Below are 26,442 nucleotides of genomic sequence, written 5' to 3' on the forward strand. Positions count from 1 at the left end.
CGACCGTTTGCCCCGGGGTGATGCGCTGTCGATAGCGGCCTATACTGGTATCGGCTGAGAACCTCGGGCGACGGAAATCCGATGCTTAACTTGCAGTTCGCGCGCTCGAATACGTTTCGCTGGACGCTGATGGTGGCAGGCGTGCTTGCCGCCTTCATCCTGGCATTGTTTGGATTCATCTACTGGACGATCGATGACTATCTGATCGTGCGGTCCGACCGCGTGATATCGGCGCACATTGACGGGCTATCCGAGCTGACGCCAGAGCGGCGGCTCGAAGCGATCGACGAGCGCTTGAGGCAGGATCCCCGCGGCGTGCAACTCGCAGCGATCTTTGCCGCCGACGGTCGCCGGATCACCGGCAATCTGGAGAGTCTGCCCGCCGAACTCAAGATCGATGCGCCGCCGCAAGGCGTCGACATTATCAGGATAGATCGAGGCGGCCGGGAACATCAGGCGGTGCGTGCGATTGCGCGACGGATGCGAAACGGCGACGTGCTGTTCATCGGGCGAAATGTCGATGAGGCCAGGGAAATTTCCCGTGTCGTGGGGCAGGCGCTCGCGCTCGGCCTGCTGCCCGGATTCTGTCTCTGCCTGCTGGCCGGCGCATGGCTTAGCGTGCGTACGCAGAAACGCGTCGAGGAAGTCAATCAACGGGTTCAGCGTATCATCGCCGGAGACCTGCGCGAGCGGCTGCCGCACCGTACCGTCGACGATCCGTTTTCGAAGCTTGCGATCATCGTCAATGGCATGCTTGATGAAATGGAGACGATGATCCATGCGCTGGCGGGTGTCGGAAACGATATTGCCCATGACTTGCGGACGCCGCTCACGCGTGCCCGTCTTGCGCTTGAACGCGGGCGTACCAACGCAACGTCGCTGGAGCAGCTTCAGGCGGTTGTTGACAAGGCCATCGCCGGCATCGATCAGTCGCTGACGATCATAACCGCGCTGTTGCGGTTGGCGGAGATCGAAAACAGCCGGCGGTCCGCTGGGTTTGGCGACGTCAACCTTCACGACATGCTGCGCGAGGTGCATGACATCTATGAGCCGATCGCCGAGAACAAGGACATCGCGTTGCAGGTCGAGGTGGAGCGGCCTCTCACCGTGCGCGGCGATCGTGACTTGCTGATTGAGGCGGTTGCCAACCTGGTCGACAACGCCATCAAATTCACGCCGGAAGGCGGCAAAGTGAGCATCAAGCTGCTTTGCGACGGCAGCGAGCCCGTTATTCGCGTGACCGATACCGGCTGCGGTATCGGTGAACAAGAACAGGAGGCCGTGCTGAGGCGATTTTATCGCTCCGACAAGATACGAAATACACCGGGTGTCGGCCTTGGTCTCAATCTGGTCGCCGCGATCGTAAAGCTACATGGCTTTCGCATGACGATCCATTCCGGGCCGGGTTGCCACGTGGAGATTGCCTGTCCCGATCAACCGGATTGATCCGGGCAGCAGCGTCGTCACTGCCTGCAGGACAATGCTTAGATCCCGGGCGTCCCTCAGTCACGAGCCTTGAGACTTGGGGTGCCGAGCAGCCGGGAAGCCGTCGGCAGCGTCGTTGCGAAAAGTCGTGCCGTAGCATTCCGCGCCAATACCTGAAGCGGTCGCGAGGCACTGCGAATAGCTTGTAAAACTGCAATCCGTCCCGCCCTCATCATATGACAGGCAATAGTGACCCGTTGAAACGATCGGCCCGGCCTCCGCCACTGACGCGGTGACCGAGGCGAACACCAGGGCTGAAAAAGCGATTGTCGAGGCAATCGCGATGCTCCGAATACTTTTCATGGGTCTTGTCCATTTTGTCTTGTGGCAATCCTAATGTGGAGCGCGGCGGCGACGAAATCGATTATAAAAAAATTCATTCTCCCGTTTGCGATCGCCGCGAAGTCTTGAACGGTTTTGCAATCGTCGTGTGATCAGAGTCCGAAGTCATAGCGCTCATGCCTCACGACGCGTTGAATGATCGTGAGCAAGCGTGCCGTTTAAAACTCTCGCAGAGATCCACATCTGAATAGTGGAAGCCAAAATGTCCTTGGCGTCCTTCACGCATAATGGAGAAGTTGAAATGACCACAATCAAGCTCCTGTCGGCTGGAATGATTGCTGCCGCCATGCTCGCAACACCTGTCATGGCTCGCGACAATCATATGGCCAGACAGCATGCTACAGAGAACGTCAACGCGAGCGACCCTGCCGCCGCTCGGTATGTTGATGGCCAGGTCTGCATCCCGGCGCCGCGCGTCGGCGCATTTGCTACGGCACCCTGGACCGGTGACAATATCCCCTGCGAACCCGGGCCGTACTGAGTCGAGATGCGGCGGAGCGCCAGGGCAGATCTTCGGGCCGCCCTGGCGCCCGGATGCGGTCGTACGGTGCCGCCGCGCTTCCAGGCGCCAGCTCGAATTCTCGCAGAAGAAAAAATGGAGAACACCATGACCAGAATCAAAGCATTCGTCGCGGTAGCTCTGCTATCGACCGTTTCGATAACCCCGGCACTTGCGCAAGCTGCAATCTCAGAACCCGGAGCGTTTCAGGCGATGTTCCCGAACCGGGATGTGCTGAATGGAGGCGCGTTAACTCCTGCCGGCAGAATGGGGCTGGAGCTGTCCGGCGGTGCCGTCAATGCGTATGCATCAAGCAATGCCTATGCGAGAATGGAACACGCTGGTCCAGGGCTGGCCGGTCGAGGAAAATGGTCACCCAGCTAGGCCTCATACGGAATTTACCCAGAAGTGGCGGTGGATATCCGCGTCAACGTGGTCAGTCCTGCCACGATGCCGACATCGTGAGTCCTTTGGTGCTGGATTCAGCGGCGGGCCTTACACGTCGCTGAGGCTTGTCCACATGCTCTGATTGTTACTCGATCGGACTGCGGCGGCGATGAATTCCATTCCCTCGACTCCGTCAGCGAGCGAGGGCAGGTCGGGACAGGCAGCGTCTCCCGATCGGATCAGCTGAGCAAACTGACTATAAAGTGTGGCGAACGCCTCGAGATAACCTTCGGGGTGTCCGCCCGGCAGTCGAACCTGAATCGGAGGAGCGTCACCAGAGATGGCGCCGCCTCGCGTCAGAAGTTGCCGGGGCCTGCCAAATTCGGTGAACCACATCTGGTTCGGATTTTCCTGGCGCCATTCAAGCCCGGCCTTTTCCCCGTAAACGCGCAGCTGCAGACCGTTTTCGCAGCCTAAGGCAACTTGGCTGGCCCACAGCATCCCGCGCGCGTTGCCTTCAAACCGCAGCAGTATGTGCACGTTATCATCGAGCGGTCTGCCCTCCACGAAAGTCGACAGGTCCGCACTTACGGCTGCCGTTTTCAAACCCGTGACAAACCGTGCAAGGTTATAGGCGTGCGTACCGATATCTCCGATAGCACCGCCTTGTCCTGAACGAGCAGGATCCGTGCGCCAATCCGCCTGCTTGCTTGAAAGGTGGCGAGTTAGCCAATCTTGCGCGTACTCGACTTGAACGACGCGAATCTTGCCGAGATCACCATTCGCCACCATGGCACGCGCTTGTCGTACCAAAGGATAGCCCGTGTAATTGTGCGTCAATAGAAACTTCGCGCCATTCTTTGGCTTGATTTTGGCCAGCGCACGAGCGTCATCGAGCGTTGACGTAAGCGGCTTGTCGCAGATCACATGAATTCCAGCCTCAAGAAATGCCTTGGCTGGCGCAAAATGCAGGTGATTGGGTGTAACGATTGAGACGGCCTGAATGCCGTCTTCACGGGCAGCCTCTTTCGCCGCCATTTCGGCAAAGCTCGCATAGATTCGGTCTTCGGCCAGCCCAATCCTTCTACCAGATTCTTGAGCTCGATCAGGATCGGAAGACAAAGCACCCGCAACCAGTTCATAATCGTCGTCAATTCGCGATGCAATTCGGTGGACGTAGCCGATGAAGGCTCCGATCCCGCCACCGACCATTCCCAATCGAATCCGCGACCTCGCACCGTCCCTCATGACATGCCCTCATCTGGCGGCAGACCAAGCATTGTCAGATTTGCTTCCCTGTTTATGCCGGAGCTTGCAAAGTCATCGAAAGCTCGCTCGGTGACCCGTATGATGTAGTCGGAGATCAACCGGGCTCCCTCTCGGGCGCCATCCTCCGGATGCTTCAGCGCGCATTCCCACTCCAGCACGGCCCATCCCGCGTAGTCGTAGGCCGTGAGCTTCGAAAAGATCGACCGAAAGTCGACCTGACCGTCTCCAATCGATCGGAAACGTCCGGCGCGGTTAACCCACGACTGAAATCCTCCATAGACTCCCTGCCTGCCGGTTGGATTGAATTCGGCATCCTTGACGTGAAACGCCTTGATCCGCTGGTGATAGATATCGATGAAATCGAGATATTTGAGTTGTTGCAGCACAAAATGGCTTGGGTCGTAAAGAATATTGGCGCGAACGTGGTTGTTCACTTGATCGAGGAACATTTCGAAAGTCGCCCCGTCATGTAGATCCTCGCCCGGGTGCAATTCATAGCAAACATCGACGCCGTTGCGATCGAACTCATCGAGAATTGGTAACCATCGGCGGCCAAGTTCACTAAAGGCATCTTCGATCAGGCCAGCTGGGCGTTGCGGCCAGGGGTAGATGAAAGGCCATGCGAACGCGCCCGAAAAGGTTGCGTGGGCATTCAGACCAAGGTTGCTCGAAGCTTTTGCCGCCCATTTCAACTGTTGAATGGCCCACGCTGTCCGGGCGGAGGAATCCCCATGGACTGCAGTCGGCGCAAAGCCATCAAAAGCACCGGAGTATGCCGGATGCACAGCGACCAGTTGTCCCTGAAGGTGCGTCGACAATTCAGAAATCTCGAGCCCATGGCGATTGGCTGTGCCACGCAGTTCGTCCGCATATGTTTTCGACGTCGCTGCCTTTTCCAGGTCGATGAAGCTGGAAGCCCAGCTGGGGATCTGCACGCCCTTGTATCCAAGGCCCGCCGCCCAGGCGCATATGCTGTCCAACGTATTGAAAGGAGGAGCTTCGCCGGCGAACTGAGCCAGGAATATTGCCGGTCCCTTGATGGTGCGCACGATCAATCTCCTCTGTCTTGTCCTTGAAACGCCTGAGCCTGACGCGCTCTGGACCTCACCGCAGTTCTGCTTCTTGACCCACGGCGCAACATGGTCACGGGGCGGCCGGATCCGACATCAGCCCGCGATTGAGCGCGATCATACCAGCTTCAATCTTCGCGGCTACACGCATGCCCGCGGGTCTGCTGCGCCATCCAACGAATAGCGCATCGAAATCAGGGCTTGCTCTTGGATGCGACAAGCTCAGGCATCAGGAGCTTTGAGCCTTCGAGAAACAGCCTGACGGCGTCAACCACGACGTCGTCCAGCTGCGTCGGCGTCGGAGTCTGATAGACGAAACGCCGGATGGCTATGTAGAAGATGCGGCCATGCAAGCCCCAGAACATTTCCACCTCGCGTTCCGAGAGTTTTATTTCATCGATCGGGGGGAGTTTGAGGTCGTGCCGCATCTCGCAGCAGGCGGGCTCGATAATTTCCTTTCGAACGATCTCAAGATAGCGTTTGGTGATGTCAAAAGACTTCATTCCAGAGAAGACGAATATCCTGACCCAGTTGTATTCGAAGACGCGCTCGACATACTCCAGATAGAACCTCGTCAGCCTCGTCTGCAGCGGCAGGCTTCGGTCGCGAATGAGGTCGCTCCATGATGGCGACCATCGGCTGAGATAGATCTCTTCATAGACCCGCTCGATCAGAGCCTCTTTGCTCGGGAAGTGGCGGTAGATCGCGGAATGGGTGATGCCCATGCGCTTGGCAAACTCGCGCGTTTGTCCGCCAAATCCCTGCTCGGCAAAAAATCGCACGGCCTCGTCGACGATGAAACGCTCGCGTTCCGCGGCCCGCATATTTCGGCGTGGTCGCTTCTTCGTTGATTTAACTTCTTTTTTTGCCATTTCCAGTTCGCCTTGAGGTCGCTATCGATACTCCATTTCTCAATAGTGACCAAATGGTCGTTTTTAGTTGACTTCGAAAAACCGGCGTGATGTAGATTTCAGACCAAATGGTCACAAATTTGGGATGGATGAAACAGCCGGGAGTTTCCCCTTTGAAGGCGCGGGCATTCAGCTACGCAAGGCCCTCCACCGTGATGGAGGCGCTCGAAACGTTCGCGGATGCGGGTGAAGAGGCGAGCTACGTTGCCGGTGGCCAGAGTCTGGTTCCGGCGCTCGCCTTGCGTTTGCAAGCGCCGCAACTGCTGATCGACATTGCCCATATCGAGGCGCTTCGCGGCGTTGAACTACGAGGGGAATGGCTGCGCATCGGCGCGCTCACCCGTCATTGCGAAGTGCTGACGGATCCGCTGATAGCCCGGCACGCGCCGCTTTATCACGCGGCGGCGCCGCACGTCGCCCATCCGGCGATCCGGAACAGAGGCACGATCGGCGGCAGCATCTCGCATTCCGATCCTGCGTCGGAGTTTCCGGCGATGACACTGGCGATGGACGCCGAACTGGAACTCGTCAGCCGCACGGGAACGCGCCGCGTCGCCGCTGATGACTTCTTCATCGATCTGTTTCAGACCGCCATCGAACCCGGCGAGCTGCTCGTCGCCATCCACGTGCCAGTGATCCGGTCGGGACATCGATGGGCCTTTCGTGAATTCGCCCGTCGGCGCGGGGACTATGCGCTTGTCGGCTGCGGAATTCTGCTCGAGGTCGCGGGCGATCTGGTCGAGCAGGCCCGCATCGTGTTCTTTTCCGTTGGAAACACGCCGCTGCGTGCCCGACAGGCCGAGCAATGTTTGATCGGTAAGCGATTTGATGCGGCCGCGGTGGCCTCAGCACAGGCGTTGATCCGCAGCGACCTCGACCCACCCGAGGATGAGCATGCGCCGCCCGCGATGAAGCTTCACCTCGCACGCGTGCTTCTCGGGCGATTGCTCGGCCAGATCATGAGGCAGGACTCGTGAGCGAACCGATCAATGTCAGCATGACGGTCAATGGAAGCAGAGTGTCGTGCGGTGTTGAGCCGCGCAGCAGTCTGGCGGATTTCCTGCGCCAGACGCTTGAGCTTACCGGGACCCATACGGGCTGTGAAATGGGTGTTTGCGGAGCTTGCCTGGTCGTCGTTGATGGACGGGTCGTGCATTCATGCCTGATGTTCGCGGTGCAGGCGGGTGGCTCGGTGATCGAGACCGTGGAAGGCCTGACCGAACGCGCAGCGATTGCCGATCTCCAGGATGCATTTCATCTGCGTAATGCCTTGCAATGCGGTTTCTGTACGCCGGGGATGCTGATGACGGCTTACAGCCTGCTGTCGCAGCCCGGCATTCCCACGCGCGACGAGATCCGAGATGCGCTGTCGGGGAATTATTGCCGTTGTACCGGGTACGAAGCGATCGTGGATGCGATCGAGAACGTCGCCCGTGACCGCGACGCGGCCTTCACCGTGCAGACGCGTGGGGAAGCCAGCGCATGAACGCACTTACCTCACTCGATCGTCCGAATTCCTACATCGGCCGCTCGGTCCCGCGGCCCAATGCCAAACGGCTGCTGGCTGGCCGCGGCCGTTACGTCACCGACATCGTGCTGCCGCGCATGCTGCATGTTGCCTATGTGCGCAGCCCTTACGCCCATGCGCGGATCGTCTCGATCGATGCGCAAGCCGCGCGCGAGATGCCCGGGGTGAAGCTGGTTGCGACGGGAAAAGATCTCGCACGCCTCTGCACGCCGTGGGTCGGGACCATGGAGCATTTCAAGGGCATGAAATCGCCGCCGCAGTTGCCATTGCCGGTCGACAAGGTGGTGTGGTCGGGGCAGGCGGTGGTCGCCGTCGTCGCGGATACAAGGGCGTTGGCCGAGGATGCTGCCGAGACCGTCCATGTCGAGTTCGAAGAACTTCCAGCTGTCGTCGATATCGACGCCGCCCGCGTGCCCGGTTCGCCTGTCATCTCTCCTGAACTGGGCAGCAATCTTTGCTTCCACGGCAAGATCGACACCGGCGGGGTGGACGACGTCTTCGCCAACGCCGCGCATATCGTCGAGGAGGAGTTTCACTTCGGGCGTCATACTGCCGTGACCATGGAGCCGCGCGCGGTCATCGCGGATTATGACGCCAGCGAGCAGCAGCTGACGGTGCATCACGCCACGCAGACGCCCTATCAGTTCCAGGACATCTATTCGCGCCATTACGGCATTCCGGAATCACGCGTGCGGGTGATCGCGCCCGATATCGGCGGTTCGTTCGGCATGAAGCTTCACATGTACCACGAGGACATGGCCGTGGTCGGCCTCAGCATCATGCTGGGTCGTCCGGTGAAGTACGTAGCCGACCGCATCGAATCGTTCGTCTCGGACATCCATGCGAGGGACCATCGCGTCCGGGCTCGCATGGCGGCAGATGCCGGCGGCGAAATTCTCGCAATGGATGTGGAGGATGTGACGGCCATCGGCGCCTTCTCCGCCTATCCACGCACCAGCGTGGTCGAGGGCAATCAGGTTTACCGGTTGATGGGCGCGCCTTACACGTTCAGGAATTACCGCGCCGATCTGCAGGTGGTATTTCAGAACAAGGTGCAGATGAGTCAGTACCGCGCCGTCGGGCATCCGATCGCCTGCGCGGTCACCGAACGACTCGTCGACATGATCGCCGCGAGAACGGCGCGCGACGTTTTCGAGATTCGCAGCGTCAACCTGATACCCGACGATGCCTATCCCTGTACGTCGCCGACGGGCTACCAGTTCGAAGCGCTCTCGCACCATGCATGCCTCGCCAAGCTGCGTCAGATGATGGACTACGACCGGTTGCGGGCCGAGCAGGCGCAGCTTCGGACCAAGGGTATTCATCGCGGCATCGGTATCGCGACGTTCGTCGAAATCACCAATCCCGGCCCGGCATTCTACGGCGTCGGTGGTGCGCGGATTTCCTCGCAGGACGGCGCGATCATCAAGATCACGCCGTCCGGCGATGTTCGCTGCCTGATTTCGGTGACGGAACTCGGGCAGGGCACTGAAACGATTATCGGGCAGATCGTGGCCGAACATCTCGGTGTCGACCGCAATCGCATCAAGGTCATTACCGGCGACACCGAGACGACGCCGCATGGCGGTGCCACTTATGCATGCCGTGGGGCCGGCATCGGCGGGGAAACCGCATTGCAGGCTGCCAGGAAGCTGAAAGCAAATGTACTTTCGGTTGCGGGGGCCATCCTGCAGGAGGCGTCGGAGAGGCTCGACATCCAGAATGGCTGGATCGTCGATGCGGCAACTATGCATCGGCGCGTGGAACTCGCCGAAATCGCGCGCATCGTCTACTTCCGGTCGGACACGTTGCCGCCCGGAACCCAGGCCCAGCTTTCAGTAACCCATCACTACGCGCCGCAGGGCTACCCCTTTGCCTTCACCAATGGCGTGCAGGGGTGCCACCTCGAACTCGACGTCGAAACCGGCCTCGTCAACATCCTGAAGGTGTGGGTCGTGGAAGATTGCGGGCGCATCGTCAATCCGCTGCTGGTTGACGAGCAGATTCGCGGAGGCGTCGTTCAGGGGCTCGGCGCCGCGTTCTTCGAGGAATGCGCGTACGGCGACAATGGCCAGCTGACCAATGGCTCGCTCGCCGATTACCTCGTTCCGATGGCCGTCGAGATGCCTGACATCGAGATCGGGCATGTGGAGACACCGACGCTCGACACCCAGCTAGGCGCGAAGGGCGTCGGTGAGGCCGGCACCGCCGCCGCATCGGCGGCAGCACTCAACGCGGTAAACGACGCGATGGCGCCATTCGGCGGTTCGATCGCGCAGTTGCCAATGACCCCTGCACGAATTCTGAAGGCGCTTGGACACATCTAGCTGGAAAGACAGAACTAACTCAACGCAACAAAGAAAACATTCCATTGGAGGACACCATGACCGATAGCATTCGAAATATCACGCGGACGAACATCTCGCGGCGCCGTGCCTTGGCTGGACTGGGCGCGGGCGCCAGCCTCGTCGCCATGCCGTGGATCGCACGTGCAGCGGACGACACCATCCGCATCGGATTTCCAACGCCGCTCACTGGCCCATTTGCGGCCGAGGCCAAGGATCAGGTCAAGAGTGCCGAACTGGCCGTCAAGCAGTTCAACGACAAAGGCGGCATCAACGGCCGCAAGATCGAACTGCTGGTCCGTGACGACAAGCTCAACGGCGGCGAGGCGGCGACCCGCACGCTGGAGCTGATCGAGAAGGACAAGGTGCATGCGGTCGTTGGATCATTGTCGAGCGCGGTGCAACTTGCCGTCAACGAGGTGACGCGGGCACGTGGCGTCATCTACGTCTCGATCAGCCAGTCCGACACCATCAACGAGGTCAAGGACTTCAGCAAGTATACATTTCACGAGGCGCTCAACCCGCATATGACGGCGGGCGCCGTGGCGCGGCACAGCTTCAAGAAGGGTGCCAAGGTTGCGCATCTCGTCGCCGACTATGCTTACGGCCATGAAATGCTGCGGGGCTTCAAGCGGGCGCAGGCGGAGATCGGGGCCGAAACGGTTGGCGAGATCCTGCATCCGTTCGGCGCGGCCGATTATTCCACGTTCATGCCGCGCTTGCGTTCGATGCGTCCCGACTTCCTGTGCATCAGCAATTTCGGCCGCGACCAGGCGAATTCGATCAAGCAGGCCGTCGATTTCGGCTTGAAGCAGCAGGCAAAGATCGTCGTGCCGGTCATCCTGCATAACCAGCGGCTGGCGGTTGGACCCGAGGTTTTCGAGGGTGTCGTCGGTGGCGCGAACTATTACTGGGGCCTAGAGAGCCAGCTCCCGAGCGCAAAGGCATTCAACGATGCCTATCGGGCTGCCCATGGTGGCGCGATTCCGACGGACTACGGCGCCTATGGCTACACCGGCCTGTCGTCGCTGCTGATGGCCATGCAGGTGGCCGGCGGCACCGACACCGACAAGGTGATCGCATCGCTCGAGGCTCTGAAGTACGACGTGGCCAAGGGTCCGCAAAGCTACCGGAAGTGCGATCACCAGTCGGTGCAGTCGGTCCTCGTGCTCGAGTCGCAGAAAAAGGCCGACATGAAGAGCGACGCCGACCTGTTCAAGGTCGTCGCCAACGAGCCTGCCTCCGAGAAAGCGCTGCGCGGCTGCACCGAACTTGGCTTCCCCGCCTAACGAAAGCACCCACTCTCCAATGGATACCGAACTCATCCTGATGCAGCTCTTTTCGGGAGTTGCCCTCGGCGCGATCCTCGTGCTCACCGCGCTCGGCCTGTCGATCATCTTCGGCATGCTGGGCGTCGTGAACTTCGCGCATGGCGCGCTGTTCATGGTCGGTGCCTATGCGGGACTGTGGGTCGCGTCGCTGACCGGCAGCTTCTGGTGGGGGCTGCTGGTCGCCCCGGTCATGATCGGCCTGTTCGGGATGTTGATCGAGTATCTCCTGGTGCGCCCGCTGTATGGCCGCTCGATCGACGACCCGCTTCTGCTCACCTTCGGGCTCAGCTACGTGCTCGTGGAGGGCGTGCGGATCGTGTTCGGCAGTGACGGCATCCCATTCCCGACGCCGCCGTCGCTCACCGGCGTGCTCGATCTTGGCGTCGGCTTCTTCCCGATCTATCGGATCTTCGTCGTCGGCGTTGTCTTTATCGTGGTGCTACTGCTGTGGTTGGGCCTCGAGAAGACCAGGTTCGGGCTTATCGTGCGTGCCGGCGCCCGCGACCCGACAATGATGCGGGTGCTGGGCGTCGATATCAGCAAGGTGTGGTTGCTGGTGTTCGGTCTCGGCGTCGGGTTGGCCTCGCTCGGCGGGGTCCTGTCGGGGCCGATGCGCAGCGTCAATCCGGAAATGGGCGCGCTGGTGCTCGCGGAAGCCTTCGTTGTGACCGTGATCGGCGGGCTTGGCTCGCTGCTGGGGTCGATCATCGCCGGTCTTGTGGTCGGAATCGTGATCAGCATGACCGCGCTGTTCGCGCCGGAAATGGCCACCATCGTGATGTTCGCATTAATGGCGTTGGTCCTTTTGATCCGGCCACAAGGCCTGTTCGGAAAACTCGCGTGAGGGAACCAACCATGACATCCCCGGCGCTCGCCGCACCTATGTCATCAAGCGTGCGAAAGCCCGCCCGATTGAAATCGCTGGTAACGACCTATCGCGTTCCCTTGTCGATCATCGCGCTTTGCCTGTTGCCCTGGCTGCTGCCGTCCAAGGCGCTGGCCGTCAATGTCCTGGTCTATGGCGTCGTCGCAGTCGGTTATAACCTTCTGTTCGGCTATACAGGCCTGCTTTCGTTCGGACACGCGGCGTTCGTCGGCGCTGGTGCCTACATCACCGGTATCGCCATCGGTCAGTTCGGCGTGCCCTGGTACGCGGCGGTCCTGCTCGGCGTCTTCGGTGGCGGGCTGCTGGCATTCGCGATTGGTGCCCTGTCGACGCGAACGCGCGGAATCTACTTTTCGATGGTCACGCTAGCTTTGGCGCAACTCGTTTATTACGTCGCGCTACAGGCGTCGTCCTGGACAGGTGGCGAGAACGGGCTGCGTGGCTTTACCGTGAACAAGATCAATCTGCTCGGCTACGACGTCAACTTCCTGGATCCGGTGAACAAGTACTACGTGCTGATGACGTTTGCCGCGCTGGCGCTCTGGATCGTCTCACGCATTCTGAACTCGCCATTCGGCGCGGCGATCGAGGCAATCCGCGAAAACGAGCGACGTGCCAGCACCTGCGGCTACAATGTCGAACGGACCAAGCTGCTGTCCTTCACTCTGTCGGGGACGATATGCGCGCTCGGCGGCACGATGTCGGCGCTTCATCTGGCCTTCGTGCCGCTGGATTCACTGCACTACCATGCTTCCGGCATGATCGTGATGATGACGCTGCTGGGCGGGGCCAGCAGCTTCTTCGGGCCCTTTGTCGGCGCCCTTGTCTTCCTGGTGATGGAGGACGTGTTCTCGCTGTGGACGTCACACTGGCAGATCATCGTCGGGTCGATCTTCGTGCTGTTCGTCCTGTTCCTGCCCAAGGGCATCTGGGGCACGTTTCTGGCAAGGGTGATGCGATGAACGCGCCGCTTCTAGCCGTCGACGATATCGGAGTGAGGTTTGGCGGTGGCGCTGCAGGGCGTCACGACCGCGTTTCATCCGGGACGGGTGACGTCGATCATCGGCCCGAACGGGGCCGGCAAGAGCACGTTATTCAATTTGTTGTCGGGTGTCCTGACGCCGTCGAGCGGAACGATCCGTTTCAAGGGGCAGGACCTGAAGGGAACGCGGCAGCACGAATTCGTGCACCGGGGCATCGCGCGCTCGTATCAGATCACCAACATCTTTCCCGACCTCACCGTGCACGAAAACGTGCGGGTCGCCGCTCAGGCAAGCCGGTCCCGCTACAACATCTGGACCAATCGGAAGCGATTCTCCGAGCTGGATGTCCGAGCTGATGCGGCGCTCGAATCCGTAGGTCTGGTCGCCAAGCGCGACGAGATCGCCAAATTTCTGGCACATGGTCAGCAGCGCGCCCTGGAAATCGCAATCGCGCTGATCTCCGATCCCGAGGTGCTGTTGCTGGACGAGCCGACGGCGGGCATGGGACCGGAAGAGACCAAGGAGATGGTCGCGCTGCTGGAAAGGCTCGCTGCGGCGCGAACGATCCTTCTGGTCGAGCACAAGATGAAGATGATCCTTGGTCTCAGCGATCGAATCCTGGTGCTGCACCATGGGCGGCTGATCGCCGACGGCTCGCCGCGTGACATCCAGACGGATCCGGAAGTCCGTCGCGTATATCTGGGACAGAACGATGGCTATGCTTGAAACCAAGGACCTGCACGCCTGGTACGGCGCGAGCCATACGCTTCACGGCGTCTCAATCGCGGTGGAACAGGGTGAAGTCGTGGCTCTGGTCGGTCGCAACGGCGCCGGCAAGACCACCACGATCCGCTCCATCATGGGGTTGATGCCGAAGACTACGGGCAGCATTGGCTTCGCCGGTGCGGACCTTGTGTCGCTGCGCGCGCATGATCGCTTCCGGTTGGGTCTTGCTTATGTGCCGGAAGAGCGCCGGATCATCCCTGGGCTTACGGTGCGCGAAAATCTTCAACTGGGCCTCGTGGCCGCACGCGACCATATCGACGAGCGCGAGGCGATCGAGGAAATTGCGGAAAGCTTCCCGCGCCTCAAGGAACGCCTTGACCAGGAAGGCGTGACGATGTCCGGAGGGGAGCAGCAGATGCTCGCGATCGCCAGGGCCACGATCGCCAAGCCGAAGATGATCCTGCTCGACGAGCCATCGGAAGGCATCATGCCGGTGCTGGTCGAGGAGATGGGTGTACTGTTCCGCCGGTTGCGCGATCAGGGGGTCACGCTGCTGCTGGTCGAGCAGAATGTGGAATGGGCGCTTCGCCTCGCCGATCGCGCCATCATCATGGATCAGGGCGAGGTCGTCTATGAAAGCAGCTCCGCCGCGCTGCTCGCCGACAAAGCTATCCAGGAACGTTATTGCGCGGTTTGATGCGCATCCTTTTAAACAGGTGATCCCATGCAGATGAACGACAGCCGGAGCGTGCCGGCTTCACGCGATAAGGTCTGGTCAGCGCTCAATGATCCCAATGTTCTAAAACAATGCATTCCGGGTTGTCAGAGCCTCGAGATGACATCGCCGACCGACATGACGGCGACGGTTGTCATCAAGGTCGGACCGGTGAAGGCGACGTTCGGCGGCAAAGTCACGCTGAGCGATCTCGACCCGCCGAACAGTTACCGGATCACCGGCGAAGGTTCGGGCGGGGTTGCGGGTTTCGCCAAGGGAGGAGCCGCGATCAGGCTCGAAGCCGTCGGCGTCAACGAAACGATCCTGCACTATGAGATCGATTCGCAGATCGGCGGTAAGTTGGCGCAACTTGGCGGGCGGTTGATCGATTCGACGGCAAAGAAGCTGGCCGGGGAGTTCTTCACGAAATTTGGGGCGGTCGTCTCCGCTTCGTGACAAATAGCATGCCCAGGCGCCAATGCCGGTCCGCACAAAGCAGGCAGATTACTTCACGATGAATTGCTGACGTGCTTCACGCACCTTGCCGACGATATAACGTCGGACTTCCCGAACCGGCCTCGTGTCGTGGGTGTCGGGATGAGAGACGAGCCAGTAGGTTCTCGTGAAGCGGCTGGCGGGTAGAATGCGCGTCAGCTCGGGGTATTTTTGCGCGGCGTAGTCGTGAAGGATGCCGACGCCATGCCCGGCGCGTACAGCCTCGACCTGTCCGACGACGCTGCCGCATTCGAAGCGGCGCGTGATCAAGCCGCTGAAGGTCGAAGCGTAGTCCAGCGCGCGGCTGTAGATGATGTCGTGGATATAAGTGATCAGCAGATGGTCGGCGAGATCGCCGGGCTCGCGAATCGGCTTGCTGCCCGCCAGATAGTCGCGGGATGCATAGACGCTCAACGTATAATCGATGAGCTTGGTCGAGATCAGTCGGCCTTCCTCCGGGCGCTCGAGGGTGACGACGATATCGGCCTCGCGCTTGGCAAGTGAGAACGTGCGTGGCAACGCCACCAGCTGGACCACGAGGTCGGGGTTGGCCGCAGCGAAGGCGCCAAGCCGATCCGCCAGAAAGTAATTTCCGAGCCCCTCGGGCGCGCCGATCCTGACGGTGCCGGCCAGCTTGTCCGCCGCGGATGTGAGTTGAGACCCCACGCGCAGGATCTCGGATTCGGCTCGTTCCGCGGCTGCGAGAAGTGCGACCCCGGAAGGGGTCAGGGACGAGCCCGTCGTCTGGCGGTTCAGCAACTTCGTCTTCAGCTCTTTTTCAAGCGCCGTGAGCTGGCGCGCCACCGTCGCATGGTTGAGCTTCAGCCGCCTGGCGGCCCCGAGAATCTGACCCGTGCGAGCCACCTCGAGAAAAATGCGAACTTTGTCCCAATCCATCGGACGACTTTATTTGCTGCACATCGAAGCCGCAATACTTGGCGTTGTCCGGTGCGCAGAAGGCGCGCAAAGATCTGCAGATCAAACAGGAGACTTCCATGGTTTCGCAGATCAGACATTTCATCGACGGGAAGCTGGTCGCTGGCCGTGACGCGCGGACAGCGCCTGTCTTCAACCCGGCGACCGGAGAACAGACCGGCGAAGTTGGTCTCGCAACGGCGGCGGAGGTGAGTGCGGCGGTCGAGGCGGCGCGGGCGGCGGCCGAAAGCTGGAGCGATACGCCGTCGTTGCGCCGGGCCCGCATTCTCAACCGGTTCCTGCGGATCGTCGAAGATCGTATCGATGAGTTGGCGGCGGTGATCACGTCCGAGCACGGAAAGACCCTGTCGGATGCCAGGGGCGAGATCCAGCGCGGACTGGAGGTTGTCGAATTCGCCGTCGGGGGCACCGCAGCTCCTGAAGGGCGAAGTCAGCGAGAATGTCGGGACACGGGTTGACAGCTACGGCGTGCGCCAGCCGCTCGGAGTAGTGGTCGGCATCACGCCGTTCAATTTCCCGGTCATGGTCCCGATGTGGATGTTTCCGGTGGCGCTGGCTTGCGGCAATACCTTCGTGCTGAAGCCCTCGGAGCGGGATCCCTCGGCATCCCTGCTGATCGCGCAATGGCTTGCCGAGGCCGGCCTGCCGGCGGGTGTGTTCAACGTCGTCCACGGCGACAAGGAAGCCGTCGATGCGTTGCTGTTGCACCCGGACGTGGAGGCGGTCAGCTTCGTCGGTTCGACACCGATCGCCCGCTACATCTATTCGACGGCGACCAGCACCGGAAAGCGCTGTCAGGCGCTTGGCGGTGCCAAGAACCATATGGTCGTGATGCCGGATGCCGACCTCGACCAGGCGGTCGATGCCCTGATGGGTGCTGCTTACGGCTCGGCCGGCGAACGTTGCATGGCCATATCCGTGGCGGTTCCGATCGGCGAAAAGACAGCCGACGCGCTGGTTTCGAAACTGGAGCCGAAGATACGCGCTCTCAAGGTCGGCTCTGGCTTCAATGTTGAATCCGAGATGGGCCCGCTCGTCACCCGACAGCATCTCGAAAAGGTTCGAAGTTACGTGGATTCGGGTGTTGAGGAGGGGGCGAAGCTCGTCGTCGACGGCCGCGATTTTCGTTCGAACGAGGGCGGCTACTTCATTGGCGGCAGCTTGTTCGATCACGTCACGACAGGAATGAAGATCTACAAGGAAGAGATCTTCGGGCCTGTGCTCGCCGTGGTACGGGCACCCGACTATGCCCACGCAGCCCGCATGATCAACGATAATGAATACGGCAACGGCACGGCGATCTTCACCCAGAACGGCGACGTCGCCCGGGAGTTCGCGCATCGCATCCGCGTCGGCATGGTCGGCATCAATGTGCCGATTCCAGTGCCGGTGGCGTTCCATTCTTTCGGCGGCTGGAAGGCTTTGCTGTTTGGCGATCATTCCATGCACGGTCCGGAGGGAATTCGCTTCTACACGCGGCTCAAGACGATCACCAGCCGTTGGCCGACAAGCATCGCGCAAGGTCCCGAATTTGTCATGCCGACAATGAAGTAGTGCGAAGATGGGGCCCGTCGTACCACCGGAATTGACATCTTTCGTCACATGGCACGACCGTTCCATCATCAATGCCTAAGTGACGGCGGGCTCACGGGGCGCTACGCGACCGGAATGAACGCATACCCTTGCCCTTCTTCGATCACACTGCCGATGCCTGGTCGGCCCAGGTGAGCGCCGGCCAGCCACGTATGTGCATTTGCTGCGTCCTGGAGCAACTTGATCCGGCTTGCCCTCGCCACGGCTTCGTCATCGTCATAGGCCCAGGTAAGCTCGGGACGGGAAAACTGTACGGCGGGAACGTGGATAAGGTCGCCGCAGAACAAGACATCGTCCTCATCGGTGTTGAGGAGATAACCCATATGACCCCGAGCATGCCCGGGTATGTCCACCGCCCGTAAATGATCGGCTAGCCGATCTCCTCCGTTAACTGGGGCAAGGAGTGAACGAAACTCCTCTAGCACTGGCTCGGCAAGAAACTCCTCAACGGCGTCTTCCCCTATCACTATCTTCCTCAGGCCACTGAATGCTCGTCGACCGTCAGGCATCAGGAGACCATTGATGTGGTCGCCATGAGCATGAGTGAGGGCGATCATCGTGACCGATGACGTGTCGATACCTGCCTCCGCCATCGCTTCCACGAGGTGACCCATGGTCGGGTCCCAACTCCTGCCCGCTCCACAATCGATCAAGACGCGATCCATGCCAGAGCGATCGAACAGGAAGCAGTTGACCGATAATCGAACTAGCGAAGCGTCCCGCTGAGGCGGCTCGGTCTGCCTGCATACTTTGTTGCTCGGATACTTGAGGCATTCGGCGGGCAGGTCGACATATCCATCAGAGAGTGACCAAATCCTCCATGACCCCGAAGCGCAGGCCAAGGTGTTGGCGCTTTGTGACAGAGCTTTCACGGACAACCTGCCGTGTGTGTGATTCGCTTTTTTAAACGGCACCGATCCGCTAGGTTTTCGAAGTCATGACTTTCTGAGCGATCTTCCAGGTTCCGTTGACCTTTAAGCATGACAACAGGTCGGTGAAGTAACGAGGTGGAATTTGCAGTTTCAGCTTCACAAGCGCGAGCTCTCCCTCAACGTCAATTGACAGAATCTGATCTTGGCGCCCCAGACCCAGTTGTTTCGGAGCCGTCAAACTGCGGACGGCTGCCAGCCAGGCCGCAATTGGCGTCACGCTCACGTTGCCGTCGTCGCCGACCTTGGTCACGGAACTCGCAGGATGAAATATGGACGCAAACTTGTCTGCATCCATTTCATAAGCACCGTCAAAATACGTCTGCGCCAGAGAGCGCAAGGCATGAGCATCGGCATCCATAAGCTTGTTATCCATAGGGTTGTTGTTTGGAACGGGAGGAGACTGCGCATAGCTGATTGTCGGCTCTGCAAGCATCAAACCGGGAGCGCTGACGAGCGTAGCTCCAAAAGTCACGCTGGCAGATCGACCCAGAAATGTTCGTCGATCCATCTTTGACATTCTGCTCTCCCAAAAAGTGGTTGCGCTCTTCAGATGAGGATTGAAATCGCCTCGTCCCAGGTTGTTACAAGGATCGGCTCATAGGCCCTGCTGCTGTGCCCGAGCGTCAAGCCGGCAAGACCGTACGGAAAGTTGCCTCAAATCTTCCTGCGGCCAAATCTAGGATAACGTGGCTTATGAAACTAGCCATGTTGCATGGCATGGTCTTATGAGTGATACTCATCAATCATGAGAAACGAACTGAACGAACTCGCTACGTTTGCAATCGTCGCCAGGGAACGAAGCTTTACGCGGGCTGCGGCAAAGATTGGTGTGTCTCAGTCTGCCCTGAGCCACACGATCCGGGGACTTGAGCAACGGCTCGAGCTGCAGCTTCTTGCTCGAACGACCAAGAGCGTTGCACCAACCGCTGCAGGCGCAGCTCTTTTGAAAGAATTGTCTCCGGCACTTGAGCAAATTGCTCGTGCCATCAGCGAAGCCCGAAACGTTCGGCACCGACCTGCAGGGCGCCTTCGAATTGTAATGTCCCGGTCGGCTGCCGTGATGGTATTGTTGCCGCGGCTCACGGCATTCGCGGAAGCCTACCCTGACATCGTTCTTGACGTTGTTACTGTGACCGGCCCTGTGGACCTCGTTGCGGGCGAGTTCGACGCCGGTATTCAACTTGGCGAGTACATTCAAAAGGACATGATCGCGGTGCGGGTCACCCGGGAACTGAGATTGGCGGTGATCGGATCGCCTGGCTATTTTTCATCGCGAAGCATTCCTCGGAAACCCAAGGACCTTAATGACCATCGATGCATAAGCCTGCGTCTTCCGGGCGGTCCATATCGGTGGGAATTCGAGAAAGGACGAAAGGCGGTCACGGTCGGCGTGAATGGCCCGCTCATAATCGATGATACCCATCTGGTGATTCAGGCGGCACTCGCTGGCGCCGGCCTGGGACTCGCATTCGAAGAGCAGGTCGCAGAGCATGTTGCGAAACGTCGCCTTGTTCGTGTGCTGGAAGATTGGACGCCGCCAATTCCCGGATTCTTCATGTATTACCCCAGTCGTCAGCATCAGCCGGCTGCGCTGGCTGCACTAACGAACGCACTGCGAGCCTCTTGACAATAGTTGGCACGCGACGAACCGTATCGTGGCAACATACCGTCACCGATGAACCAAGGGCCGGTCGGGGCATTCGTGTGCACCATGTGTGCACAAACAAATGTGACGATTTGGCTTCCGCGCGGATGATCCGGAAACGCTGTGCCGCGGGCCGAGTCCGCTTTACTGCGGCGTGATGCCGGCATCCTTGATAATACGGCCCCATCTGTCGATTTCGCTCTTGAGGAGGGCTTCGAGCGCTGCGGGCGTCGCGCGTTCCTGCTCGACCGGCGCCATGCTGAGTTCGGCGAAGCGGTTGACCAGGGGCGGGTCCTTGAGCGCCTTTTGCAACGCGTCGACGAGCGCATCAACGATCGGCTTGGGCGTATTGCGTGGCGCATACAGCCCGTACCAGGTCGTGACGTCGAACTTCGGCACCCCCGCTTCCGCCGACGTCGGCACGTTCGGCAGGGTCGGCACACGTTTCTTGCTGGTGATGGCGTAGCCGGGAATGGTGCCGGCCTGAATATAGGGTGTCGGTCCGGTTGCCGGATCGCAATAGACGTCGATGTGACCGGCGATGATATCGTTCAGCGCGGGGCCGCCACCCTTGTAGTAGATCGGTGTGAGCTTGGCTTCGATGGCATTCATGAACATCAGCCCGCACAGGTGTGATGCGGAGCCGAGGCCGACATTGCCATAGGTGACCTTGTCGCCCTGGGCGCGCACATGGGCGACGAGTTCCTTGAGGTCCTTGGCCGGAAAATTCGCACGCGCCACCAGGATCATCGGCACGTCGGTGACGAGACCGATCGGCGCAAAGTCTCCAACGGGGTCGAACGGCAGCTTGGCGTAGAGCGCCGGCGCGGTGGCCTGGCCGACATGCATCAGCAGGAGGGTGTGACCGTCAGGCGAGGCCTTGGCGACGCGATTGGTTCCAAGGGTACCGCCGGCGCCGACGACGTTTTCGATGACGAGCGACTGCTTCAGCGTCGCGCTCATCGACGTTCCGAGCAGGCGGGCGATGACGTCGCCTGGGCCGCCGGCCGAGAAGGGAACGACCAGCGTGATCGGCCGGTTTGGAAATTCCTGGGCGAATGCCGGCAGTACCGGCGACAGCAACAGCATCAGAAGAACGCGCCTTACAAACCTCATGGCAACTTCCTATCGGCCCTGTGGCCCTTTGAAACGGCTTGGTCGAAATAGCGTGGGGTCATTCATCCGCGGTCGCCTTCTCGTTCGACGCGGATGATTGTTCGATCATGCTGAGCGCGGCCACGGCCGCCGCGTTGATGTGATCGACGCAGCATTTCTCGGCGAGATCGGGATCGCCGCTCTGGATGGCGCGCCAGATCGCGGTGACCTCGCGCAAGCTCTTGTTGATGCGCTTTGGTTGCGACATCGAGGTAATCCGCAACAGCGTGATCCGGTCGTGAAGCGGCCTGAGCATGCGTTCGATAAAGGCGTTCTGGCAGCCGCCGATCAGCGCTGCATAAAACTCCGTCTTGGCTTCGAGGGCCGTTATCAGGTCGGAATCGGCGAACGCTGCTTTCAACTTGGTCAGAGCGTCCCCGATCCGGCGGACGACGGCTGGATCGTGCAGGCGCGCGCATTCTCGTCCGGCAAATCCTTCGAGGACGGCGCGGGCCGCGTAGAGCTGCTTTGCCTCCTCAAGACTGATGGTGCTGACGACCGGGCCGCGGTGAGGGACGGTATTGACGAGACCATCGGCTTCCAGCAACCGGAGCGCTTCGCGAATGGACGGCCGGCTTACGCCCGTCATCTCGCAAAGCTCCCGTTCGACCAGGCGCTGGCCCGGCTTCAGCTTTCCGGACATGATCGCCTCGCGTAGCTTCTGGGCGACCATCGACCGGACGGTCGGAACGTCCTCGATCCGGAGCGTCGATTGCAATTCACCTCGTTTGTCCATTGTCTACCGCCTTCGCACCGGCATTGGTTCAATAGCGATTTACGGGTAGAATCATCATCTCCGCAATCTGAACATGCGGCGGCTGGTCAAGCGCAAACACGATCGACCGGGCAATATCGGCCGGATCGAGCGCCATCTTGAACTGCTCAAAATAGTCCTTTTCCTTCTCCCGGTCGCCGCGGTAGCGGGTGAGGATGATGTTGGTCCTTGTCAGGCCGGGCTGCATCTCGGTGACCCGGATCGCCGTTTCCGCAAGCTCGCCCCGGAGCGTTTCGGTGAACATGTGCACGCCCGCCTTGCTGGCGCTGTAGGCGGCCATATCAGGGACGATGCGTACGGCGTTGATCGAGCTGATGTTGACGATATGGCCCGAATTGCGCCTGACCATCTCCGGCAGCAGGCTGCGGGTCACCCGCATCAGGCCGATCAGATTGGTCTGGATGATCCCGGACCAATCGTCCGCTGAGCCTACATCGAAGCGGGTCCGGCCGCCGATGTCGTGGCCGGCATTGTTGACGAGGATATCGATCGGCTTGAAGGCGTCCGGGATGAGGTCGGGCAGGCGGTCCACGGCCTTGGTGTCGGTAATATCGAGCTCGATCGGGAATGTGCTGGCGCCCATCTCAGCGGCGAACTCGCGAAGCGAGGCCGGATCGCGGTCGGCGAGCACGACCCGTCGTCCGCTTTCGACCAGCGCCTTCGTAATGGCACGACCCATGCCGCCGGCCGCTCCGGTCACCACGGCGTTTCGGCTCGATGCTTCAGCCATTGCAGATCTCCTTGGTGGGACAGCCGATGATGTTCATGCGATGGACCAGCCTCCATCGATCGGCAGGGTGGCCCCCGTGATATCCTGCGCGGCCGGACTGCACAGGAAGGCCGCCATCGCGCCCACGCCTTCCATGGCGACAAACCGCCCGCTCGGCTGCCGGCTCGCAAGGTAGTCGCTGGTGGTCTCGTCGATGCTGCGGCCTTCGCTGGCCGCGATGGCTGCGATCTTTTCCTGAATGGCCGGCGTCGGCAGCGTGCCCGGGCACAGCGCGTTGCAGGTAATTCCGCTTCTGGCCGTCTCGATCGCAACGGCGCGGGTCATGCCGACAATGGCCGTCTTGGTGGTCACATAATCGATCCGGTCCGCGACCGCACGCGTCGAATAGATCGATGCCATGTTGATGATGCGGCCCCATTTCCGTTGCTTCATGCCGGGCAATGCGAGACGGATCAGGTGGAACGGAGCCGAAAGATTGACCGCCAGTGCTTCGTCCCATCGTTCCGGCGCAAAGTTCTCGACCGGTGAAAAATGCCGCACCACCGCATTGTTCACCAGGATGTCGACCGCGCCGACGCGGCCGAGCAGGCTGGCCATGGCAGTTTCTATGGCGGTGCGCTGTGAGAGGTCGGCTGCGATGCTGATTACCTCGACGCCGAATTGCGCGCGAAGACGATCCCGCGTCTGCGCCGGTTCATTCAGATCGTGCAGGACAATGTTGGCTCCCGCCCCGGCAAGGCTTTCGGCCACGGCGAGGCCCAGGCCTGCATTTGCCCCGGTCACGAGAGCCCATTTGCCCTTCAGCATCGCCCTAAGTTCCTCGGTTACTTCTTGTCCAGTTCGGCAAACACTTCCTTGGCATTACGGAACGCGTCCACGCCGGCCGGCACGCCGCAATAGATCGCGACCTGCATGAACACCTCGCGTATCTCTTCGCGCGTCGCGCCATTTGTCAGGGCGCCCCGCACATGGGTCTTGAGTTCCTGCGGCCGATTGAGCGCGCACAGCATCGCAAGGTTGAGGAAGCTGCGGGTCTTGTGCGTGAGGCCGTCGCGGCCCCAGACATAGCCCCAGCAGTACTCCGTCGTGAGGTCCTGCATCGGCCGGTTGAAGTCATCGGCCGATGCGATCGCCTTGTCGACGAACTCGTTGCCTAGTACGTCCTTTCGGATCTGGAGGCCTCGATCGTATGTTGCCTTGTCCATGTCGGTATCCAATCCTCTGCTAGTTTTTCGGCCAGAACGGCTGCGACAGCGCCAGTTGCGGCGGGAACACCGTGACCGGTACGCCGGATTGCCACTGCACGATGGTCATCCCGGCGCCGACGCGGCGGCCCTTTTCGTCGAACTTGATTTCGCCGAGCGGGTAATATTTCGAAGGACCGGCATCCATGGTGCGCAGCGCGTCGGCGACCGCAACGCGGTCGGCCTTGCCGGCTTTCTCGAGCGCGTCCTTGATCACCCACATGTCGCCATAGGTGGAGATTGCGTTCTGCGTCATCCATGGTTCCTTGTAGCGGGTCTTGAGTTCGGCAATCAGCGTCTCGTGGCCCTTGGCGCCCCAGCTGGCGACGCAGGTGAGCAGGCCCTGCAGCAATTCCGGGCTTACGGTCTGCAGCATGTCGGGTTCGGCAATGGCGATGCCGAACGAGATGGTCGGAATCTTGCCTTGTCCGAGGCCGAACTCGTTCATCTTCTCGAGCAGGAGTTTGGCGTCGGAAATCACCGTCGGCAGGAAGAACAGAAGATCAGGTTTGGCCGACCGGATTTTTTGAACCAGCGGGGTGGCGTCGGCGAGCGGCGGCGTAAAGGTTTCATCGACAATCAGTTGCAGCCCGTTTTCGGCGAGCAGGCCGTCGCGCATCGCCTTTGCCGAAGAAACCGATGCCGCGGTGTTGTCGGTGATGATCGCGACAGTCTTGGGCTTCTTGCCGGAAGCGGTTTCCGCCAGCTTCACGATTTGCGGCAATGCCTGTCTTGCCTGCGATCCCGCCGTTGCCGAGGTTTGGAACACATATTTGAAGCCGCGGTCCGTGATGAGATCGGAGTAGGAGAGGGTGAGGACCGGAAGATTGGCCCGCTCGGTGACTTCCGTGACGGCCAGCGTGAACGAACTCAAGTAAGCGCCGCTCGCGGCCACCATGTCGGTTTCCTGGGCGACCATCCGCTGCGCGGCGTTCTTGGCCTTCTCAGTGGTGTCACCGGAATCGAGCACCACCAGTTTGAGCTTGGCGCCACCCAGCGACTTGATGCCGCCCTGCGCATTGATGTGCTCGACCCCCATCTCGGCGCCGTGGCGCATCACGGCTCCGGGGCGCGCATAAAGGCCCGAGATCGGCACCAGCAATCCGACTTTCACTTCGGACGCTTGCTGTGCCCATACACGAGACGAGATCAGACCGGCGGATGCGCCGGCGAGTAAGCTACGCCGTGTCAGTGCAGATCGGGTATTCCTTGTCATGACAATTCCTCCCTGAAATCTTTGTTGACGACATGATGGTCAGGACTTCTTCGGCCAGAACGGGGACGCTTGAGCGAGGTCGGAAGGGAACACGGTCACGGGTACGCCGTTCTGCCACTGCACGATGACGACGCCGGCACCGACACGGCGGCCCTTTTCGTCGAACTTCAACTGGCCGCCGGGATAGTATTTCGCGGGTCCGTCATCCAGGGTGCGGAACGCATCGGCGACGGCGAGGCGGTTGGCCTTGCCGGCCTTTTCAAGCGCAGCCTTCATCAGCCACATGTCGCCGTAGGTCGAGATGACGTTCTGCGTCGCCCAGGGCTCTTTGTACTTGGCCTTGAGCTCGGCAATGATGTCCTCGTGTCCTTTGCAGCCCCAATTGGCGACGATCGTCATGATGCCTTGGACGACTTCCGGGGTGACGCTTTGCAGCATGTCCGGCTCGGCAATGGTGATGCTGAAGGAGACGGTCGGAATCTTGCCTTGTCCGAGGCCGAACTCGTTGATCTTCTCCAGGCCGAGCTTCGCGTCGGAGATCGCGTTCGGCATGAATAGCAGCAGGTCTGGCCTGGCCGACCTGACCTTCTGGATCAGCGGCGTGGCGTCGGAAAGCGGCGGTGTCCAGACTTCCTCGACCACGAGCTGAAGGCCTTCCTGCGCGAAGAGTTTCTCTTTCAGTGCTTTGGCAGTAGCGACCGAGGTTGCCGTATTGTCCATCAGCATCGCTACCGTCTTCGGCCGCTTTCCGGCGGCCTTTTCCGCCAGCTTCATCAGTTCGGGCAGGCCGAGTTGCGATTGCACGCTGGCGGGTGCGGCGGTCTGGAAAATGAACTTGAAGCCGCGATCGGTCAGCAGGTCCGAGTAAGACAGCGTCAGGACAGGCAGTTCGGCGCGTTCGGTGACTTCAGTCACCGCCAGCGTGAAGGAGCTCAGATAGGAGCCGGTCGCCGCAACCAGATCGGGCTCCTGCGCCACCATGCGCTGCGCCGCGTTCTTGGCCTTTTCGGTGGTGTCGCCGCAATCGATCACGACGAGCTTCATCTTGGCGCCGCCGAGCGATTTGATGCCGCCTTGCGCGTTGATGTGCTCGATGCCCATCTCGGCGCCCATGCGCATGACCTGGCCCGGGCGGGTATAGATACCAGATAGCGGCACAATCAGGCCAACCTTGACCTCGGCCGGCGCTTGCGCGCGCGCCATCGTCGACAGGCCGATCGCGGCCGCGCCTGACAGCACGGTTC

At 60.5% G+C, this 26,442-nt stretch carries 26 protein-coding genes and 2 pseudogenes; 14 read left to right on the plus strand and 14 right to left on the minus strand.

Annotation, left to right across the window (positions count from 1 at the left end; genetic code table 11):
* Positions 1-81: 81 nt before the first annotated feature.
* A complete protein-coding gene (locus tag ABIE49_RS35950) occupies positions 82-1,446 on the plus strand; it encodes a sensor histidine kinase (RefSeq protein ID WP_192734555.1) in 1,365 nt (454 codons plus the stop codon).
* Between the two features lie 60 nt (positions 1,447-1,506).
* On the opposite strand, the gene ABIE49_RS35955 is transcribed toward ABIE49_RS35950, so the two are convergent.
* A complete protein-coding gene (locus ABIE49_RS35955) occupies positions 1,507-1,788 on the minus strand; it encodes a DUF3551 domain-containing protein (RefSeq protein ID WP_192734556.1) in 282 nt (93 codons plus the stop codon).
* A gap of 280 nt (positions 1,789-2,068) precedes the next feature.
* On the opposite strand from ABIE49_RS35955, the gene ABIE49_RS35960 reads away from it, so the two are divergent.
* Together ABIE49_RS35960 and ABIE49_RS35965 are read left to right on the plus strand one after the other, a co-directional pair.
* On the plus strand, positions 2,069-2,308 hold the full coding sequence (locus tag ABIE49_RS35960; protein ID WP_192734557.1) for a hypothetical protein: 240 nt from the start codon (positions 2,069-2,071) through the stop codon (positions 2,306-2,308).
* Positions 2,309-2,434: 126 nt separating this feature from the next.
* Positions 2,435-2,710 carry a hypothetical protein gene (locus ABIE49_RS35965; protein WP_354067146.1) on the plus strand — a complete coding sequence of 92 codons (276 nt, stop codon included), beginning with the start codon at positions 2,435-2,437 and terminating at the stop codon, positions 2,708-2,710.
* A 111-nt stretch (positions 2,711-2,821) separates the two neighbouring features.
* On the opposite strand, the gene ABIE49_RS35970 is transcribed toward ABIE49_RS35965, so the two are convergent.
* From ABIE49_RS35970 to ABIE49_RS35980, 3 genes are all read right to left on the minus strand, one after another.
* Positions 2,822-3,961 (minus strand): Gfo/Idh/MocA family protein, encoded by a 1,140-nt coding sequence (locus ABIE49_RS35970; RefSeq protein ID WP_192734558.1) that lies wholly within the window; start codon positions 3,959-3,961, stop codon positions 2,822-2,824.
* Positions 3,958-5,031, minus strand: a complete 1,074-nt coding sequence (locus ABIE49_RS35975; RefSeq protein WP_192734559.1) for a sugar phosphate isomerase/epimerase family protein — start codon at positions 5,029-5,031, stop codon at positions 3,958-3,960. Before ABIE49_RS35975 ends, ABIE49_RS35970 begins: the two co-directional genes overlap by 4 nt.
* A gap of 215 nt (positions 5,032-5,246) precedes the next feature.
* Positions 5,247-5,876: a TetR/AcrR family transcriptional regulator gene (locus ABIE49_RS35980; RefSeq protein ID WP_192734754.1), complete on the minus strand. Its 630-nt coding sequence runs from the start codon at positions 5,874-5,876 to the stop codon at positions 5,247-5,249.
* A 200-nt stretch (positions 5,877-6,076) separates the two neighbouring features.
* Between ABIE49_RS35980 and ABIE49_RS35985 the strand changes: the two genes are divergently transcribed.
* The 9 genes and pseudogenes from ABIE49_RS35985 (at position 6,077) to ABIE49_RS36025 (ending at position 14,933) form a co-directional block, all read left to right on the plus strand.
* The gene (locus ABIE49_RS35985; RefSeq protein ID WP_192734560.1) at positions 6,077-6,940 is read left to right on the plus strand and encodes an FAD binding domain-containing protein; all 864 of its coding nucleotides are present in this window, start codon (positions 6,077-6,079) and stop codon (positions 6,938-6,940) included.
* Between the two features lie 20 nt (positions 6,941-6,960).
* Complete coding sequence (locus tag ABIE49_RS35990; RefSeq protein WP_192734755.1) at positions 6,961-7,449, plus strand: (2Fe-2S)-binding protein; 489 nt, start codon at positions 6,961-6,963, stop codon at positions 7,447-7,449.
* A complete protein-coding gene (locus tag ABIE49_RS35995; RefSeq protein ID WP_192734561.1) occupies positions 7,446-9,818 on the plus strand; it encodes a xanthine dehydrogenase family protein molybdopterin-binding subunit in 2,373 nt (790 codons plus the stop codon). The genes ABIE49_RS35990 and ABIE49_RS35995 overlap by 4 nt, the downstream gene beginning before the upstream one ends.
* A gap of 56 nt (positions 9,819-9,874) precedes the next feature.
* A complete protein-coding gene (locus ABIE49_RS36000; protein WP_192734562.1) occupies positions 9,875-11,125 on the plus strand; it encodes an ABC transporter substrate-binding protein in 1,251 nt (416 codons plus the stop codon).
* Positions 11,126-11,144: 19 nt separating this feature from the next.
* Entirely contained in the window at positions 11,145-12,011 is an 867-nt protein-coding gene (locus ABIE49_RS36005) for a branched-chain amino acid ABC transporter permease (RefSeq protein ID WP_192734563.1), read from the plus strand.
* A 38-nt stretch (positions 12,012-12,049) separates the two neighbouring features.
* Positions 12,050-13,015, plus strand: a complete 966-nt coding sequence (locus ABIE49_RS36010) for a branched-chain amino acid ABC transporter permease (protein WP_502916010.1) — start codon at positions 12,050-12,052, stop codon at positions 13,013-13,015.
* A pseudogene (locus ABIE49_RS36015) lies at positions 13,012-13,762 on the plus strand (ABC transporter ATP-binding protein). Before ABIE49_RS36010 ends, ABIE49_RS36015 begins: the two are co-directional and overlap by 4 nt.
* Positions 13,755-14,459, plus strand: coding sequence for an ABC transporter ATP-binding protein (locus ABIE49_RS36020; RefSeq protein WP_192734756.1), 705 nt, complete (start codon positions 13,755-13,757; stop codon positions 14,457-14,459). Before ABIE49_RS36015 ends, ABIE49_RS36020 begins: the two are co-directional and overlap by 8 nt.
* A gap of 33 nt (positions 14,460-14,492) precedes the next feature.
* A complete protein-coding gene (locus tag ABIE49_RS36025) occupies positions 14,493-14,933 on the plus strand; it encodes an SRPBCC family protein (protein WP_354067703.1) in 441 nt (146 codons plus the stop codon).
* 48 nt (positions 14,934-14,981) lie between these two features.
* Here the strand turns inward: ABIE49_RS36025 and ABIE49_RS36030 are convergent, their stop codons facing one another.
* Positions 14,982-15,869 (minus strand): LysR family transcriptional regulator, encoded by an 888-nt coding sequence (locus ABIE49_RS36030; protein WP_192734566.1) that lies wholly within the window; start codon positions 15,867-15,869, stop codon positions 14,982-14,984.
* A 98-nt stretch (positions 15,870-15,967) separates the two neighbouring features.
* Here ABIE49_RS36030 and ABIE49_RS36035 point away from each other — a divergent pair.
* Positions 15,968-17,462, plus strand: a pseudogene (locus ABIE49_RS36035) (CoA-acylating methylmalonate-semialdehyde dehydrogenase).
* A gap of 101 nt (positions 17,463-17,563) precedes the next feature.
* On the opposite strand, the gene ABIE49_RS36040 reads toward ABIE49_RS36035, so the two are convergent.
* Positions 17,564-18,415: an MBL fold metallo-hydrolase gene (locus ABIE49_RS36040; RefSeq protein ID WP_354067148.1), complete on the minus strand. Its 852-nt coding sequence runs from the start codon at positions 18,413-18,415 to the stop codon at positions 17,564-17,566.
* Between the two features lie 7 nt (positions 18,416-18,422).
* Complete coding sequence (locus ABIE49_RS36045; RefSeq protein WP_354067149.1) at positions 18,423-18,950, minus strand: nuclear transport factor 2 family protein; 528 nt, start codon at positions 18,948-18,950, stop codon at positions 18,423-18,425.
* A gap of 228 nt (positions 18,951-19,178) precedes the next feature.
* Here ABIE49_RS36045 and ABIE49_RS36050 point away from each other — a divergent pair, with 228 nt between their 5' ends.
* Complete coding sequence (locus ABIE49_RS36050; protein ID WP_192734568.1) at positions 19,179-20,060, plus strand: LysR substrate-binding domain-containing protein; 882 nt, start codon at positions 19,179-19,181, stop codon at positions 20,058-20,060.
* Positions 20,061-20,222: 162 nt separating this feature from the next.
* On the opposite strand, the gene ABIE49_RS36055 is transcribed toward ABIE49_RS36050, so the two are convergent.
* Genes ABIE49_RS36055 through ABIE49_RS36085 form a run of 7 tightly spaced genes read right to left on the minus strand, consistent with a single transcriptional unit; the run spans position 20,223 to position 26,401 of the window.
* The gene (locus tag ABIE49_RS36055) at positions 20,223-21,194 is read right to left on the minus strand and encodes a tripartite tricarboxylate transporter substrate-binding protein (protein WP_192734569.1); all 972 of its coding nucleotides are present in this window, start codon (positions 21,192-21,194) and stop codon (positions 20,223-20,225) included.
* 58 nt (positions 21,195-21,252) lie between these two features.
* Positions 21,253-21,969 carry a GntR family transcriptional regulator gene (locus ABIE49_RS36060; protein WP_192734570.1) on the minus strand — a complete coding sequence of 239 codons (717 nt, stop codon included), beginning with the start codon at positions 21,967-21,969 and terminating at the stop codon, positions 21,253-21,255.
* Between the two features lie 28 nt (positions 21,970-21,997).
* Positions 21,998-22,738, minus strand: coding sequence for an SDR family oxidoreductase (locus ABIE49_RS36065; RefSeq protein WP_192734571.1), 741 nt, complete (start codon positions 22,736-22,738; stop codon positions 21,998-22,000).
* Positions 22,739-22,771: 33 nt separating this feature from the next.
* Positions 22,772-23,545, minus strand: coding sequence for a 3-hydroxybutyrate dehydrogenase (locus tag ABIE49_RS36070; RefSeq protein WP_192734572.1), 774 nt, complete (start codon positions 23,543-23,545; stop codon positions 22,772-22,774).
* Positions 23,546-23,562: 17 nt separating this feature from the next.
* On the minus strand, positions 23,563-23,943 hold the full coding sequence (locus tag ABIE49_RS36075) for a carboxymuconolactone decarboxylase family protein (protein ID WP_192734573.1): 381 nt from the start codon (positions 23,941-23,943) through the stop codon (positions 23,563-23,565).
* Positions 23,944-23,962: 19 nt separating this feature from the next.
* On the minus strand, positions 23,963-25,198 hold the full coding sequence (locus ABIE49_RS36080; RefSeq protein ID WP_192734574.1) for an ABC transporter substrate-binding protein: 1,236 nt from the start codon (positions 25,196-25,198) through the stop codon (positions 23,963-23,965).
* A gap of 39 nt (positions 25,199-25,237) precedes the next feature.
* The gene (locus ABIE49_RS36085; protein WP_502916011.1) at positions 25,238-26,401 is read right to left on the minus strand and encodes an ABC transporter substrate-binding protein; all 1,164 of its coding nucleotides are present in this window, start codon (positions 26,399-26,401) and stop codon (positions 25,238-25,240) included.
* Positions 26,402-26,442: the final 41 nt, after the last annotated feature.

The sequence above is a fragment of the Bradyrhizobium sp. OAE829 genome (assembly GCF_040546575.1).
In the GTDB taxonomy this organism is placed as follows: domain Bacteria; phylum Pseudomonadota; class Alphaproteobacteria; order Rhizobiales; family Xanthobacteraceae; genus Bradyrhizobium.